Origin of the sequence: Mucilaginibacter phenanthrenivorans (assembly GCF_024721155.1) — a bacterium.
GTDB classification, from domain to species: Bacteria; Bacteroidota; Bacteroidia; order Sphingobacteriales; family Sphingobacteriaceae; genus Mucilaginibacter; species Mucilaginibacter phenanthrenivorans.
This window is the reverse complement of record NZ_JAHVAP010000005.1, coordinates 710,152-724,691: the sequence shown is the minus strand read 5'-3', so window position 1 is coordinate 724,691 and position 14,540 is coordinate 710,152. Positions and strand designations below refer to the sequence as shown.

The 14,540-nt window shown below is 44.0% G+C and carries 14 protein-coding genes; 8 read left to right on the top strand and 6 right to left on the bottom strand.

Features of this window, described 5'->3' with window-relative positions; all coding sequences use genetic code 11:
* Nucleotides 1–318 precede the first annotated feature (318 nt).
* Nucleotides 319–1,356, bottom strand: a complete 1,038-nt coding sequence (locus tag KXD93_RS15175; RefSeq protein WP_258138022.1) for a hypothetical protein — start codon at nt 1,354–1,356, stop codon at nt 319–321.
* 349 nt (nt 1,357–1,705) lie between these two features.
* On the opposite strand from KXD93_RS15175, the gene KXD93_RS15170 reads away from it, so the two are divergent.
* Both KXD93_RS15170 and KXD93_RS15165 read left to right on the top strand, forming a co-directional pair.
* On the top strand, nt 1,706–3,292 hold the full coding sequence (locus KXD93_RS15170) for a hypothetical protein (RefSeq protein ID WP_258138021.1): 1,587 nt from the start codon (nt 1,706–1,708) through the stop codon (nt 3,290–3,292).
* Between the two features lie 98 nt (nt 3,293–3,390).
* Nucleotides 3,391–3,891: a CAP family protein gene (locus KXD93_RS15165; RefSeq protein ID WP_258138020.1), complete on the top strand. Its 501-nt coding sequence runs from the start codon at nt 3,391–3,393 to the stop codon at nt 3,889–3,891.
* A gap of 130 nt (nt 3,892–4,021) precedes the next feature.
* Here the strand turns inward: KXD93_RS15165 and KXD93_RS15160 are convergent, their stop codons facing one another.
* Both KXD93_RS15160 and KXD93_RS15155 read right to left on the bottom strand, forming a co-directional pair.
* Nucleotides 4,022–4,414, bottom strand: coding sequence for a DUF1801 domain-containing protein (locus KXD93_RS15160; protein ID WP_258138019.1), 393 nt, complete (start codon nt 4,412–4,414; stop codon nt 4,022–4,024).
* Nucleotides 4,415–4,509: 95 nt separating this feature from the next.
* The gene (locus tag KXD93_RS15155; protein ID WP_258138018.1) at nt 4,510–5,322 is read right to left on the bottom strand and encodes a class I SAM-dependent methyltransferase; all 813 of its coding nucleotides are present in this window, start codon (nt 5,320–5,322) and stop codon (nt 4,510–4,512) included.
* A 146-nt stretch (nt 5,323–5,468) separates the two neighbouring features.
* Here KXD93_RS15155 and KXD93_RS15150 point away from each other — a divergent pair, with 146 nt between their 5' ends.
* From KXD93_RS15150 to KXD93_RS15125, 6 genes are all read left to right on the top strand, one after another.
* Nucleotides 5,469–6,350, top strand: a complete 882-nt coding sequence (locus KXD93_RS15150; protein WP_258138017.1) for a helix-turn-helix domain-containing protein — start codon at nt 5,469–5,471, stop codon at nt 6,348–6,350.
* 202 nt (nt 6,351–6,552) lie between these two features.
* Nucleotides 6,553–7,191, top strand: a complete 639-nt coding sequence (locus KXD93_RS15145) for a hypothetical protein (protein ID WP_258138016.1) — start codon at nt 6,553–6,555, stop codon at nt 7,189–7,191.
* 154 nt (nt 7,192–7,345) lie between these two features.
* Nucleotides 7,346–8,164 (top strand): helix-turn-helix domain-containing protein, encoded by an 819-nt coding sequence (locus KXD93_RS15140; protein WP_258138015.1) that lies wholly within the window; start codon nt 7,346–7,348, stop codon nt 8,162–8,164.
* A 41-nt stretch (nt 8,165–8,205) separates the two neighbouring features.
* A complete protein-coding gene (locus tag KXD93_RS15135) occupies nt 8,206–9,753 on the top strand; it encodes an FAD-dependent monooxygenase (RefSeq protein ID WP_258138014.1) in 1,548 nt (515 codons plus the stop codon).
* Between the two features lie 145 nt (nt 9,754–9,898).
* Entirely contained in the window at nt 9,899–10,612 is a 714-nt protein-coding gene (locus KXD93_RS15130) for a DUF6630 family protein (RefSeq protein ID WP_258138013.1), read from the top strand.
* Between the two features lie 117 nt (nt 10,613–10,729).
* Complete coding sequence (locus tag KXD93_RS15125) at nt 10,730–11,590, top strand: CPBP family intramembrane glutamic endopeptidase (protein ID WP_258138011.1); 861 nt, start codon at nt 10,730–10,732, stop codon at nt 11,588–11,590.
* 34 nt (nt 11,591–11,624) lie between these two features.
* Here KXD93_RS15125 and KXD93_RS15120 read toward each other — a convergent pair whose 3' ends face one another.
* From KXD93_RS15120 to KXD93_RS15110, 3 genes are all read right to left on the bottom strand, one after another.
* Complete coding sequence (locus KXD93_RS15120; protein ID WP_258138010.1) at nt 11,625–12,791, bottom strand: FAD-dependent oxidoreductase; 1,167 nt, start codon at nt 12,789–12,791, stop codon at nt 11,625–11,627.
* Between the two features lie 86 nt (nt 12,792–12,877).
* Nucleotides 12,878–13,450: a Crp/Fnr family transcriptional regulator gene (locus KXD93_RS15115; RefSeq protein ID WP_258138009.1), complete on the bottom strand. Its 573-nt coding sequence runs from the start codon at nt 13,448–13,450 to the stop codon at nt 12,878–12,880.
* A 15-nt stretch (nt 13,451–13,465) separates the two neighbouring features.
* The gene (locus tag KXD93_RS15110) at nt 13,466–14,494 is read right to left on the bottom strand and encodes an SDR family oxidoreductase (protein WP_258138008.1); all 1,029 of its coding nucleotides are present in this window, start codon (nt 14,492–14,494) and stop codon (nt 13,466–13,468) included.
* Between the last annotated feature and the right edge of the window lie 46 nt (nt 14,495–14,540).

Here is a 14,540-nt window from a genome sequence, read left to right as displayed (position 1 = left end):
AAATAGATAATTCTTCCATAAAATAGTTCGAGAATTGTCCAGTAACGGCTACAACTTAATAGAAAGTCTTAAGTCGAAAGATTTGAGGCTTTTTTGTTGCGGTGATACCCATTTATTTCTCGCGAGTGTGGACACTCACAATTGTTTTTCGTTTAAGCATGGATGCTTAATCGGGTGTTTTTTTTGTTCACAGACAAGCAGAATGCTTGTTATATTTTAGGTCGAAGTTGTTAAACTTCGACCAGTGAGGGTAATAATTAAAAACAAAATATGATATACGCCAAAAAATGCGGTAGGCAATTATAAATTCATCTTTTTTTAAAACCGTTCTGCTGGAATTAAATACTCCTTAAATGTAAAATTGAAATCGTCTATTTGCTGGTGGTTTAAAATGATTTCACTGCAAGGATAGGCGGCGTATTTTAATGCTTCAGGTAGCACCAAAAAGAATCGGTACATAAGGACGGCATTCAAGTATAAATATTTATCGACTGCTTCTGGAGTTAAAACAATGTTTAAACCAACCCCATCAGTTGCAGCGCTGCAACTGATTAGGCCATTAACTTCTGCATTTTCATTACCATAATATTGGCGTATAGCATTGAATAGGGCTGTTAAAATATAATAAGAACCTTCATTACTTCCGGTTCGGCATAATTCCGAATAATACTTAAAAAGTTGGTGTACAAAATCCCCTGCAGGGCCACTTAAATTTTCTGTCAGGTCTTTTACATATTCATCATTTGCTCTTTTCAATTCATAATTATGCGCCAAATGAAAGTCGTCAAAACATAAATTAATGACGTGAAAAGGGGATTTATTTTTCCATTGACCAATCGTAAAATCCTGCAACAGAATCGTTCTGCTTTTCAATTCTTTGCAAGTTTCAAAAGTGGCAGTCAAATAGGGCGGCAGGTATTCGTTGTCATTTACAGGTCTGTATGGAAGGCAACCATAAAACATAGGTTCATACCAAACATTGAATTTGCCGGGAGCAATAAGCTTGGGATAGGTCTTATTATAGGAGATTCGTGATTGGGAATCAAATAGTTCATTAGGCCTGTTCGTTTGTGCTCTGAAAATATCAGAACCGTTTAGTTCATTATATAACAGGGGTACAGCGTCAATGATATCATAGAATATACTGAACGCCTGTTCATAATTATCATTGTTAGCAGGTTTATCCAACAATAGTTGTAGGGTCTCGAACCGCTCCTGAAATTTTGAGAGATCACGATTCAAATAAGCATCCAGGCCCCTTTGTTTAAAAAGAGCCATTTGCAATTGTTTGTTTTCCGAACTCTGTATTTCTTCCATTAATAGTAGCGGACTTGAAAGGGTTTTAATTTTTTTCATTCAGGAAAAACGGCAGCTTGCTGGCCTCGTTAGTTTGTGCCTAAACGCCCGAAATAATAATGTGAATCATGTACCCTATGAATGATCAATTCCCCTCGCTGCCGTAAGCCTCCCCCCAGCTGCCGCAAATGTTTTGTAGCTGCCGCATAGCGCGTCGTTTGTGGCCCGCTGACAGTTAACAAAGCGATAGGTAATTGACAAGCCAATTCAACAACAGATTAAAAATACAAATTTTGCATTGTAAAGTAGCCGGCTTCGTTAGCAAAGTTTTTGAAATAATAAACTTCCTCATTTGGCATGCAAGCTATTCATTGATATTCATTTAACAATGTTTATCTTCATTGCTGTTATGAAACGTTGCCTTATCGTCCTGATCTTTTTTTTCGGCTTGTTAAACATGGTTTGTGGGCAGTCGCGCAATGCAACTGTTGATAGCCTTGTTAAATATGGCGTTATAACTGCGAAGCAGCGGCCAACGTTACTAAAGGAGTTTAAATATGGCGGACACTCCTCTGATCGTGTTGCAATTCTCGCAGGTATGGAAAGCATCATGATGCAAAAAACATTTCATATAAATCCTCATAAAACGGGAATTATGCTTTCGTATGGTGAAAGCCATCTCAATAAAAAAAGTCAGGATAGCATTAATACGACACTTCGTAATTTGTTGGAGAAAATTAAGAAGGCGGGCTTACTAACTGATAGGGTATATACCTACACACAAAAAGCAATAGACAGTGGCCACTATGTGGCTGAACTGCAAATGATCGGCACTTTGACAGAAATGAGTTCACGTTTGGAGCAGCTTGCGCCAAATAAATTACTGCCGGTTGTGCAAGACTTGCACACAAGTGGGGTTATTGGTGATTCGTCTTTTGTACGGTTGGGGAACGATATCAGGGATGGTAAAATAGAGTCGTCATTTCAGTTAAATGATTATTGCAAGTTGGATAGGGTATTTGACCTGGCAAAATACCCCGACGACCCGGATGTTTGGCTCGAGCAGATACATCGCGATATGGCATCAATGGTGCCCAGTCTTAATTTTACCAATTTTAGCTATACAACAATACCGGATACTTCATTTTCTATACCCGGAGTCCGGTTCAAGGTCAGTTTAGTTTGCAAGGGGCAAATTTATAAACATACCAGCCTCGCATTTAATAACTACAAAAACAAGCAGGGAAAAATTAGCCCTAAGGACATTTTTATCGAGGACTTCGACCGCATATTCAATAAGGTTTTAACAGATCAGCATTCACCGCTCAGACTGCACAGTGTCATGTTTGGTCCTGGCACCACCACAGATGATCATTTTCGCCACTTTGCCCTTATTGCACTAACAGCAGAGCAAACGGAAGTATTCATGAAGGAGCCCAATTTTTTTTATATGTCTGTAAGCATGGACGGCTATGATAGTACGCTAACATCGGCAAAGGTAGATAGCACCATAGTAGAATGGCGGAAAATTGGACTTTTCGCACATCTTTCAAACGCAGAAATCAGCACGGCAATCGACAATGCTGAGGCCGACAATCTATTTTCTATCAATAAATTGCTGGTCAATTTCCCCGGAGTAATTTATCCTTTAGATTCAAGTTTAATTAGCCCGCATTATCCTTATGTCAATTTATTAAGCCATCTGGCCAGAATCACCCATGGCGCATTTGCTCCGACAAAAATCAACCAGAGAAAAATAAATCACAGCATAAAATTACAATATTTATCCAAGGGTAAAATTCATTCGCATCTGTTCCACACGGCATATGGGTGGCTTGATGCTGGCTTTCCGGCGTTCATGAAGGGATTAGCCAAGGAAAATGGTTTACCGGGAAAATTCTACCAGATTAAAGACTCTAACGATGTAATTTACCTGACCACACAACAGTATGACTACGCCGTCACCCATAATTTACTGGATTTGGGTCGACAATAATTAAGGTGCGTATTTTAATGTTACTAATTAACTAACAAACAATATATTAAGCAAAAGGTTGTCCAAATAGTAACCAATAACTTCTCTAAAAAATTGTCATGAAAAATTTTGCCATAATAGCCATCCTCCTCATCTCAACCCTCTGCCACGCCCAGAGCAAAATAGACACAACCGGCTCAAAAATTTCTCCTGCCGATGCCCAAAGCATACTGGATCACCATAATAAGATACGCAAAGAAGTAGGGTCACCGCCCCTCACCTGGAGCACCCAACTTGCAGCCTACGCCCAGCAATGGGCCGACCATTTAGCCAGCACCAATACATTTTCGCACCGCCCCGATAACAAAAACGGCGAGAATATTTTTATGGGCAGCAGCGGCTACACCGCTTTGAACGCCTCCGAGAACTGGTACAGCGAAATAAAGGCTTATAAATACGAAAAATTTACAGGCAAAGGTGGCACGGGCCATTACACGCAAATGGTCTGGAAAAACACAACGCAAATTGGTGTTGGCGTGGCAATTGCCGCCAATGGCGATATCTACGTGGTGGCTAATTACTCACCTCCGGGTAATTATATCGGGGAACTGCCATATTAATTTGGGAATTGTTTGAGGTCTTGTCCTGAAATAGGTTTATACAAAAATGAAACATTCTAATAATCAGCATGTTTCATAGTGTTCCACGTGTTCCGTGCGGAAAAATGGAACGCTTTTGCTGCCGCTCCCCTTACTTTTTCTTCCGTTTCTCCAGCATATCCGCGATGCTGATGGATGAGCATTCAGCAATCAGGGCGGTTAAAATCGCGGGCGGAAACTCCTCCTCACTCGTAAAATTGATACACCCCTTCTGAATTTTGGCGTTGGGTAACAGGCCCGCGTATTTGGAATGAAGGGGCGTGTTCATATAAATGGGCATGCAATGCAGCGACATATAGTTTTTGACGCTGGCCAGCCCGTATTTCATGTAACAGCGTTCTTCATACAGGATCATTTCCTTGCCCATCATCGGTTTTATCACCGGGGTCACGGTCGGGTCGTTGGCCAGGATTGCTTCGTGGAAGGTTGTTAAGGTGGCCTGCCTTTCCGCCGGCGCAGTGCTGATGAATTCGGTTATGGTCATGGGTTTATTTTATCGGTTATTGATTCCCGAATATAGTTAAAAAAGCCGGAAGCAGGCCATCCGGCAATGCGATCCGGATCTGCCTGCTCCCCGTTTCACTTAATTACCATAACCTTCAAAAACGTAGCCTTTATACAAGTAGCGCCGTCAGTATCGCTCGTGTTTTGACTTTTGAACAACCTTTCCAGTTCCTGCTGCAGTTCCTGGCTTTTATTATTTTTTTCGGCCGCTTCAAAAGCATTCATAGTAGGCCCGTAGTAATTTTTAAACACCTGGACAAACTCAGCGGGCTTATAAGGCGCTTTAAAAGTGAAGGTTTCTCTGGCGAAGGAAATGTTTTCCTTCCTGACGCCGGTGGCTGTAAAACGTTCTGCCACGTTTTCCTCAATACCCCATAGCATCGGGCTGACAAAGCCCTCGGGTGGCGGCGGCACATAGGCCGAACTAATTTTGAGTATTTGTGCCACCAGCGTCGGGTCTCCGGGTATCCAGTTGCCCATAATAATTTTGCCGCCAGGACGGGTAACGCGTACTATTTCCTTAGCAACGTCAAACGGTTTTGGTGCGAACATGGCGCCAAATATGCTGACCACCAGGTCGAAAGAACTATCCTTCAACTCATGAAGGTCGGTTGCATCGCCTTCATAGAATTTACATTTGGTTAGCCCCTCAGTTTTTGCCCGTGCATTTCCTGCTTCAACCAGGTTAGCAGCAATATCAACACCTGTAACGTCTGCGCCAAGCCTGGCTTCCGGGATGGCGGTTGTGCCGTCGCCGCAGCCGAGGTCAAGTACCCTAAGGCCTTGGGTTATTCCCAATTTACCAACCAGCTCCTCACCGCTTTCGCGCATTGTTGCTGCAATTTGGGTGAAGTCACCCTTTTCCCATAGTGCTTTGTTTGGATTCATGTATTTAATGATTTAAACTTTTGATTGCCATTCTGTTCGTTTTATCATGTCAAAATTAAGTGTGCAGGACAAGAAAAATTTGTCTAAAAAGTCCAGAATAGTGACTTTAAAGTCCAAAATGATTAACTTTAGTTTTTAGCTGTTTAATGATCAATTTGTACGAAAGTGTGCTGCAGCACCCGAATTATCACCGTCAGTTTAGCTGCAATGAATCGCTGATCACCGTGTTTAGCTGCCCGGCCGAAGCGCGCCTGATGAAGAACAAATTTTCGGCGCTTTGGACGCAGTACAATTATCTCTTTTATGTGGTGGAGGGCAGGAAGATCTGGCATACGTCTGAAGGTTCTTATGACATTGGTACCGGCAGTTGCGTATTCGTCCGGAAGGGGGCATTTGTACTGGAGCAATTTTTCGATGTAGGTTTTTGCCTTGTTTTGTTCTTTATACCCGATGACTTTATTTGCCAAACCCTTGGCGAAAAATTCAGCGCGCCAGTTAAGTACGCTGGGTACAGGCAAGTGATCACCTTAAACTCCAGCGAAACCCTGGCAGGTTTCTTTCTTTCTATGGCGTCATATTTCAGTGAAGCCAGGGAACCCGCTCAATCTTTATTGGAATTAAAGTTTAAGGAATTGATCCTGACCATAGCAGATAACCCTGGCAATGTTGAGCTGCTGTCCTACTTTTGCTCACTGGTGAATGAGCCTGGCACGTTAGCCCTGGAAAGAATAATGACGGATAATTACCGTTATAATCTAAAACTGGAGCAGTTCGCCCAATTGAGCAACCGTAGTCTTTCTGCATTTAAAAGAGATTTTCAAACTATATTTCACACCACACCGGGGAAATGGCTATTGGAAAAGCGTTTATTATATGGTAAAAGCCTATTAAGCATTCGTAGCAAAAAACCGATCAGCGAAATAGCTTTTGAAAGTGGTTTTGAAACAGTCGCCCACTTCAGCAGGTCATTTAAACAGCGGTTTGGTATAACGCCGTCGTCAATGAACAATTATGATATAGAGGTGTAGGTTCGAGGCCAGCTCCCCGCTAAACCCCTGTAAACCCTATTTTTAACTATGGCGCAGGCTAGATGTTGCCGCCCGTCTAAATCGGCCTGTTGCTTAAAGTGACCTGCCTCAACAGATTAAATGATGCTGGTCATTTGCCTGCAAATTGTCGTTTGTACCTTTAGAACGGAATTAATTAGCATAAACGGTTGATTTTTAAAATATGTGGTGGCAATATCTTTTGGTTTTTATCGGTTCGTTTCTGTTTGATGTAGTGCCTTTCCCGCTTCCACCGGCTTTTACTATCATGGTATTTCTGCAAATCGCCTTTGGTTTAAATATTTGGTGGGTTATTGTTATCGGCGTTGCAGGGTCAATTGTCGGGAGGTATTTGCTTGCATTATATATCCCGTTTTTGGCGGATAGAATATTCAGGAAATCAAAAAATGAAGATGTTCAATTTCTTGGGGATCAAATGCGGGAAAAGGGATGGAAGGGCCAGGTAGCAATCCTTGCGTATACCTTGTTGCCCCTGCCCACTACGCCTTTGTTCCTGGCAAGTGGAATGGCAAAAATAAACATGTCTTATATAATGCCTGTTTTTTTTGTCGGTAAGTTTACAAGCGATGCCATTAGTGTACACCTGGGAAAATATGTTTCGACGAACGCTGAAAGCATAATCGCCGGAGGGTTTTCCTGGAAGTCTGTTTCCAGTTTGATAGTAGGCCTGATTTTTCTGTCTGCCATTTTATTTATCGATTGGCGCTCATTGATACAAAAGAAAAAATTTGTGTTGAATTTTATGATATGGAAGAAAAGGTATGCCGTTGGCGATGCGCATCCAATCAACGAAAATGCCTAAATCTTCCTGCCTGAGCCTTTTCAAGGTAGCTGCCGAGGAATCGAACCCTTCTGTAAAATAGTTCGAAAACTGGCAGGTATGGGCTACTAAACAACCCTAACGCTAAAATGCTTCTTTTTTTATCGCTTGTAAGGTGAATGTGCTACCTTTAAAAATGCATCACCAGGAATTTACCCCTCCGGAAGAGCTCCGTGATACCATAAAGTGTTTTTGGTATAACAGGAGAGAAGTTGGAGAAGCAGCATCAAGTTTTGAGGTACAGCCTGATGGCTACGCTGAAATTATCTTTCATTTCGGAAACGGCTGCAGTATTTATACCAATGAAACCCTGCAGCCATTGCCATCGCCGTTTATGATGGGGCTGCTCAATCAGCCTGCTGTTTTTTACACAAAGGGACGTTTGGAGATCCTTGGCGTCAGGTGCTTCCCATGGACTGTATTCGATTTGCTCGGACTGCAGCCCGGTAAGGATGGCGTACGCACCTTTGAACACCCTATTGCCCGGCTGCAACCCGCGCTGAGTAATTGTATCGAAGCAGGCAGGGTAGATGAAGCGCTGGATGTGGTAAAGCAATATTCCCTGGAGGCGCGGTCGGGGATTACTGCCGACAGTATGCTATTCAAAGCGGGAGTTGCAATGAGGGCGGCAAACGGTACTATGCCGGTAAGCCAGGTAGCGGAGGCGGCTCATGCCACGGTCCGTACACTGGAAAGGAACTTCAAGCAGTCGTCCGGCTATACGGTTAAGGACGTGTCGGGCCTGATCCGCTTTGAGCAGGTGCGAAACCAATTATGGCTTGATCCTAATACCAATCTTGCTGGCCTGGCTCATGAACTTGGCTATACTGATCAATCCCATCTGAGCAGGGAGTTCAAACGCTACAGCGGCACTACGCCGGCAGCATTCGCACGGGAGGCTAAGAAGCGGAAGCCTGTTTTAAGCGAGGATTTTGTCGCGTTTGTACAATCCTAGCGCAGCAGTATTCCGGAATTTTGTGCTTTCAATCATTCTATATGAAAGCAACACTTAAAAACAATAAATCCGAACAAGATCATACTATTTACGATGTAATTATTGCCGGCGCAGGGCCTGTAGGCCTGTTCCTCGCCTGTGAGCTTGCACTGGCAAAATGTTCAGTACTTGTGCTGGAAAAGGCCGAGGACCCGCATTCACCATTGAAGCAGCTTCCTTTCGGGATCCGCGGACTTTCGGCTCCAACTATCGAAACGCTTTATCGCCGCGGGTTGCTGGAGCAACTGGAGATACATAAGCGCCTTAAAAATCCACACCAAAATGTTGTACAGGGGCCTCGCCGGCAGGTGGGCCACTTTGCCGGCATTCCATTTCTTGAAGGTAATATTGATACCTCGCAATGGACCTATCGCCTGCCAGGCTCTACCGAAACCAGTTTGATTTCTGAAATGGAGGAGCTTGAAACGGTGCTAGCCCGCCGCGCTGAAGCCCTGGGGGTAGTAATCAGGCGTGGGCTTGCCATTGCCGGCTTCCATCAAACTGCGGACGGGGTAACAGTTCAGTCGGGCGAGCAATCTTTTAAAGGCAAATACCTCGTGGGCTGCGATGGCAGCCGGAGTGTTGTTCGCAAGGCAGGCGGTTTTGAATTTGCCGGTACCGAGCCTGAATTTACCGGCTATACTACCCGGGTTGACATTGTCGACCCGGAGAAGCTAAGCCCTGGCCGAAACGTAACAGCAGCGGGTATGTACCTGCAATCGCAGCCAGGCTATGTGGTGATCCAGGATTTCGATGGCGGGGCATTTCATGGTTCAGACAGGCCAATTACGCTCGAACATGTGCAGGAGGTGCTGCGCCGCGTCTCGAACACCGATGTTGCCATCAGCGCCCTGCATATTGCAACTACCTGGACTGACAGGGCACGACAGGCCACAACCTACCGCAACGGACGGGTGCTTTTAGCCGGCGATGCTGCACACATTCATGCGCCGCTGGGCGGACAGGGGCTTAACCTCGGGCTGGGCGATGCCATGAATCTTGGCTGGAAGCTTGCGGCAACCATCCAAAATAAAGCGCCGGAATGCTTGCTTGATAGTTACTATGACGAACGATACCCAATTGGTGAACAAGTGTTGGATTGGTCGCGCGCCCAGGTTGCGATCATGAAGCCGAACTCCGATGCCCGCGCGCTGAATTCAATCATCCGCGACCTTATGGACACACGCGATGGTGCTACTTATTTTGCAGGGCGGGTATGGGGTGTTAACTCAAAATATGATCTTGGCAGCAACCAACCTTTAGCAGGCCGCAGCGTTCCCAATTTTGAATTGGAGGATGGTACGAAGATTGGCGAACTGATGCGCGATGGTCGGGGAGTTCTGCTTGATTTTGGCAGGAACGCTTCTCTTAAAACTTTGGCGGGAGAATATGGCGATCAAATCAAGTATGTTTCGGGCAGTGCGAAGGAGCAATTAGGTTTGAGCGCCGTACTGATCCGCCCTGATGGGATTATCGCCTGGGCCTCTGACAACAATCTGGATTGCAGCGAACTTCGAAAGGCTGCCGATAGCTGGTTTGTTTGTAATTGAGGGATCGGGCAAAAAACTGAAGGTCAGATCAGGTTGACTAATGTCGGCTATTGTAAAAAACCTTTAACTATTTATTGAATGGAGTTTTTCGCTAAACAAACTTTTGTAAATTAGTTTTGCGGCATCCGGATGGGCGGCAAATCAAATGAAGATCAAAATCACAGCAAAATTAATTCTGGCTATAATAGTATTGTCGATAGCTATATTAATTGGAATTGTTTACTTATTCGGGATCTTAATAAAGTCATTAAGTACGACATGGGTCACTATCATATTTATTACCATGATGGTCACCGCCCTTGTATACGACCTGGTTATTAAAAAGCGAAAATCGACAGAACAACAGGATTTTTTAAACGAGACCGAACATCTTTTGGGTGATAGTTATGCTGAATTCATAGCATTTAAAAATCTGTATGCCCGTAATCTAAAGGCTTTTCGGATACAAAATGATGAATTGATAAAAAGCAATAACCAGTTTGATTTTAAAGATCTGAAACCGATAGAGATCTTATACCTTTTTGCGTCTTCCAAAAACCTTGTTTATATGACAGACTGGAAGGGAGAAGAAAACGAATATGAAATAGAAGCCTTTCTAGAAACACTATTGAAAAAGCCGGTATGGAAAAATGCAGCAGCTTTTCGTAATAACTTAAGTAATAAAAAACTGCGGGATGAGCAATTTATAATTGGCCTGCTGAAATCACTTGATAAGGATCTGCAAACAATTGATCAACGGCTGATCTTTCTCGATTTAGGTTGGGATGCTTATGTTTATATGTGTATAAATACCAAAGCTTATAACCAGGTAATGAATAAAGCACCAAAATTTCTTCATGGTGTAGGAAAGTTACGCTGATAAAATTGGAAAAGTGAAGTCTCTGCCAGGAGGAAAGCTTAAAATGGCCGGAGCTTAAGTGTGTAACATAGCCTCAATATTACACTCTAAATAGCAACTCAATTTTTAAATTGTAAAATGCTTCAGCCGCTGGCATCAACCTATTTTACAAGGCAACCCGAATTTAGATTTAAACTAAGCTCGGTATTAATATTTATCCCATTAGCGGCAGTTGCCTGGGGGATAAATATTTTAGGGCAGGTAACATTTTCCTCTCAAAATCTTATCCCATATTTAGTTCGCATAACAGTAACGCTGACAGCCGACCTGGCTTTGATTTATGTTAGTTCCCGTTTACTAAAACAAAATGGCCTGCCTGGAAAGGCGTTGGGATTATCTACCACTAAAGAAACAATTCCAGGGATACTTGGCGGAGCACTCATCGGCACGGTAGTGATGTTTTGTATTGCCGGCTTGTTATTTATATATGCCCCTTATCATTTTGTGCCCGGTCAAATTGGGGCTGGTCGGGTTTTGCAGGAGAGCGTTTCTTACTTGTCAGGCAATACGTTAGAGGAATTAATGTTCAGAGGTTTTCTCTTCATCATATGCTGCCAGCTGGCTGATTGGCGTAAGGCAGCTTTGATAATGGCATTACCGTTTGGCTTATTTCACCTGCAAGGCATTGGAATTAATCTTTATGGTTTAAAAATGGTTACGACAACAGCTTGTTATTCTCTTGTATTTTGCCTGTCGTTCGTGCTTTTTCGCTCCATGTGGGCCGCAATAAGCGTACATGTGATATCAAATATCTTATTACATACAATTACAGGTTTGGATGGAGCGAACAGGGCGCTGCTTAAGCCAGTACCCGATAAAAATTGGACAGGAACCTATGACGTTGGGCTATGGATCGCAGTATTAAGCACCCTGTTTATTTCAGGTATATTGTTCCTGCTGATCCTGTTCTTCAATAAAAGATATAAGTTGAAGAACTGAGACTTTGTAATTGAAAAATCGCCATATCACGTACTTATAACTCAGCGGGCATACTGCCTTGGCCTCCCATGTTCATCATAAACGAAATTGCGCCGGGCGAGTGTAGCAATTCTCCTGAATCGAGCGACTCCTGTGCTGCCTCGGTGGCCCTTGCCCGCATTGCTGTTTCATAAGCCGCAATTGCCGATTGCAAATCGTCAAAACCTGCACCTGTAAGGCATTCAGACAATTCCAGCGCATCCAGCATAGCCATATTAACTCCCTCACCGGCAAAAGGAGGCATCAAGTGAGCGGCATCGCCAAGCAGGGTTAAATTGGGTAGAGGTTCCCATGTTTGATCCAAAGGCATGCAATATATAGGACGCGTTACGAAAGGGACGGCAGCATTTTCAAATAACTCCTGCCATATTGCATCCCAGCCATCATATTCGGTTTTAAACCAATCCAACACCAGGGCTTTATTGCTAAAATCTATCCCGCTTTTTTTGGGCCAGCCCTCACCGGCTTTAAAACTGGTATAAAAAACCAGGCTACCGTCGCCTTTAGAACTTACAATCAGGGTTTTGCTATCGCCAAAGGCAAAGATCTTTCCACCTCTCAGTAACTTGTGCATCCGCGGGCTTGCCGTTTCTGAGTTGTATACCGAAGCTTCAACCACCATAATACCGGAATAAAAAGGTTTTATAGGTGTTACATATGGCCGGAGCTTTGAGTTGGCCCCATCCGCAGCGATAACAAGATCGGCAAATGCCGTAGTGCCGTTTTTAAACCTGAGTTTCCAGCCACGGTCCTGCTGCGACAGGGTATCAAAATTGCAATCCCAGGTAACAGTACCGGGTTGTAATGATTCCAGCAGAATCTTTTGTAAGGGTCCCCTGTCAATTTCCGGTCGACCAATTTCTTCTTCCGGTGTTGGCTGATCTTCAGCTATTATAGTAGCATACTTATCGATAATGCGCACGAGTTCGGCACCCGGCCTGTAATTTGCCAAAAACGCAGCTATCAACCCGGCTTCGCGGAGCGCCTTTAAACCTGATTCATCGTGCAAATCAAGCGTTGCGCCTTGTGCCCTGGCGTCTTTATGCAAATCCCGTTCATAAACCTTTACGTCGGCGCCGTTCATCTGCAAAAGTCTTGCAAGGGTTAATCCACCGGGCCCACCACCAACGATTGCTATTTTTTTATTTTCAATTAAGCTCATACGCTATTATATTATCATGTTACCGGTAAGACGATTGAGAAAGAAAATAATTTGAAGATATTTTATCGCATTTGTGCACCCTAAAGCTAACGGCCGGTCTGCTTACGGATCCGGCTGAGCGATTGCGGCGTAATTTGAAGGTAGGAGGCAATGTATTGCAGCGGAACACTTAGCGCCAGGTCCGGGTACCTTTTTACAAATTCATCGTACTTCTGCCGGGCAGTTCCGAAACTTAAAAACTCATTGTCCCTGATCTTATTGATAAGGGCAGCCTCCGTAAGCATTTTGGTTAGCAGGAATAATTTTGGCACTTCTTCAGTTAATCGGTTCCAGCCATTGCGATTAATAGTTAACAAACGGGCTTCGGTAACTGCCTGTATTCCTGATGGCGCGGGGTTGTTATCGTAGAAGCTTTCAAACTCCATTAAAAATTGATTTTTCCGCATAAAGTACTTCGTGGCTTCTTCAAGCTCATTCCCGGGGATATATACCCGGACTACGCCGCTGTCAACAAAGCCAAGCTTATCGGCAATATCGCCGGGCTTATAAAAATGTTCACCCGCTTTTAATACTTTAACTTCGAACGCAACGGTTATGCGTTCAATTTCATCAGCATTTAAAATGCCGCCAAACGTTAAAGCCTTGGCCAGGTTATCCATACTGCAAGCTATCGATTATTTTACTAATCCCAAACTGATCAGGCTCTCTGTGCAGGAAAGTACTGCTTCCCGATTGTCTATTGGCTGCCAATGCAGTATTCTTTTTGCCTTGCTGTTATCCACCTTTCTTTGGTGACCAAGGTCGAGCAATACCGGCTGCAAGGTTTTGTCGAACAAGGCAAACAGCCTGGTCAGGAAGTTTGGCAATATCATTTTAGGGATTTTCCTTTCGGGATATTTTTCTTTTAGGATAGTCGAAACCTCCTTAAAGGTCATGTAGCCTGCCGAGCTGATAAAACGCTCGTTTGCCGCTTCAGGAACTTCCATCGCCAAAATAAGCGACTCTGCTACCGAGCGGACATCAACCAAATCAAAACCGATATTCGGCAAGGCTGGAATACTACCGTCTAACATTTTTAGCACGATGTTGGCCGACGTTCCAAAATCCTCCTCCAGCACAGGGCCGAGGATAGCGCCCGGTAATACAGTTACCAGTTCCATGCCGCTTTTGTCTGATTGAATAAAGTCCCATGCTGCCTTTTCAGCAATAGTTTTGCTGCGCAAATAAGGAGTTGTGTCTTTTGAAATGCTGGTATCCGTCCATGTTCCTTCGTTGAAGGTGCCGCTTTGTTTTCCTTTTTTCTTGCCGTATAGTACAGCGCCTGATGATGATGTCAATACCACCCGCTTTACTTTATTAGCCGACGCCGCTTTTAGGATATTCAATACGCCATTTTTTGCGGGGAGGATCAGCTCATCTTCATGTTTTGGTAAGGTACGGGGAAAGGGCGAGGCAATATGCTGAACGTAATCCATTCCTTTGGTTAATTGCAGCCAGGCCGCTTCGTCAGAAAGTTCTGCCTGTGCAAAGCTTAAATTATCTGCGTTTTTGGTGTGAGCAGCTATGATCTTCCTGATTTCATAGGCCCGTTTTAAATCGCGCAGGGTACCGGTTACCAGGTAGCCTTTTTCCAAAAGCTGGATTGCAGTATGCGAACCCAGGAAACCGGAAATGCCGGTCAGTAACACTTTCTCTTTCATCATACAAAGGTAGATGGGTGTTTTCAGACCATCGCTTAACAAATGGTAA

Excerpts from the sequence above, each read along its gene's own strand:
- KXD93_RS15130 (WP_258138013.1), top strand. The coding sequence starts at position 9,899 with ATGAAGATCAAAATCACAGCAAAATTAATTCTGGCTATAATAGTATTG.
- KXD93_RS15160 (WP_258138019.1), bottom strand. The coding sequence starts at position 4,414 with ATGACCATAACCGAATTCATCAGCACTGCGCCGGCGGAAAGGCAGGCC.
- KXD93_RS15135 (WP_258138014.1), top strand. The coding sequence starts at position 8,206 with ATGAAAGCAACACTTAAAAACAATAAATCCGAACAAGATCATACTATT.
- KXD93_RS15170 (WP_258138021.1), top strand. The coding sequence starts at position 1,706 with ATGAAACGTTGCCTTATCGTCCTGATCTTTTTTTTCGGCTTGTTAAAC.
- KXD93_RS15125 (WP_258138011.1), top strand. The coding sequence starts at position 10,730 with ATGCTTCAGCCGCTGGCATCAACCTATTTTACAAGGCAACCCGAATTT.
- KXD93_RS15165 (WP_258138020.1), top strand. The coding sequence starts at position 3,391 with ATGAAAAATTTTGCCATAATAGCCATCCTCCTCATCTCAACCCTCTGC.
- KXD93_RS15110 (WP_258138008.1), bottom strand. The coding sequence starts at position 14,494 with ATGATGAAAGAGAAAGTGTTACTGACCGGCATTTCCGGTTTCCTGGGT.
- KXD93_RS15155 (WP_258138018.1), bottom strand. The coding sequence starts at position 5,322 with ATGAATCCAAACAAAGCACTATGGGAAAAGGGTGACTTCACCCAAATT.
- KXD93_RS15175 (WP_258138022.1), bottom strand. The coding sequence starts at position 1,356 with ATGAAAAAAATTAAAACCCTTTCAAGTCCGCTACTATTAATGGAAGAA.
- KXD93_RS15115 (WP_258138009.1), bottom strand. The coding sequence starts at position 13,450 with ATGGATAACCTGGCCAAGGCTTTAACGTTTGGCGGCATTTTAAATGCT.
- KXD93_RS15120 (WP_258138010.1), bottom strand. The coding sequence starts at position 12,791 with ATGAGCTTAATTGAAAATAAAAAAATAGCAATCGTTGGTGGTGGGCCC.
- KXD93_RS15140 (WP_258138015.1), top strand. The coding sequence starts at position 7,346 with ATGCATCACCAGGAATTTACCCCTCCGGAAGAGCTCCGTGATACCATA.
- KXD93_RS15145 (WP_258138016.1), top strand. The coding sequence starts at position 6,553 with ATGTGGTGGCAATATCTTTTGGTTTTTATCGGTTCGTTTCTGTTTGAT.
- KXD93_RS15150 (WP_258138017.1), top strand. The coding sequence starts at position 5,469 with ATGATCAATTTGTACGAAAGTGTGCTGCAGCACCCGAATTATCACCGT.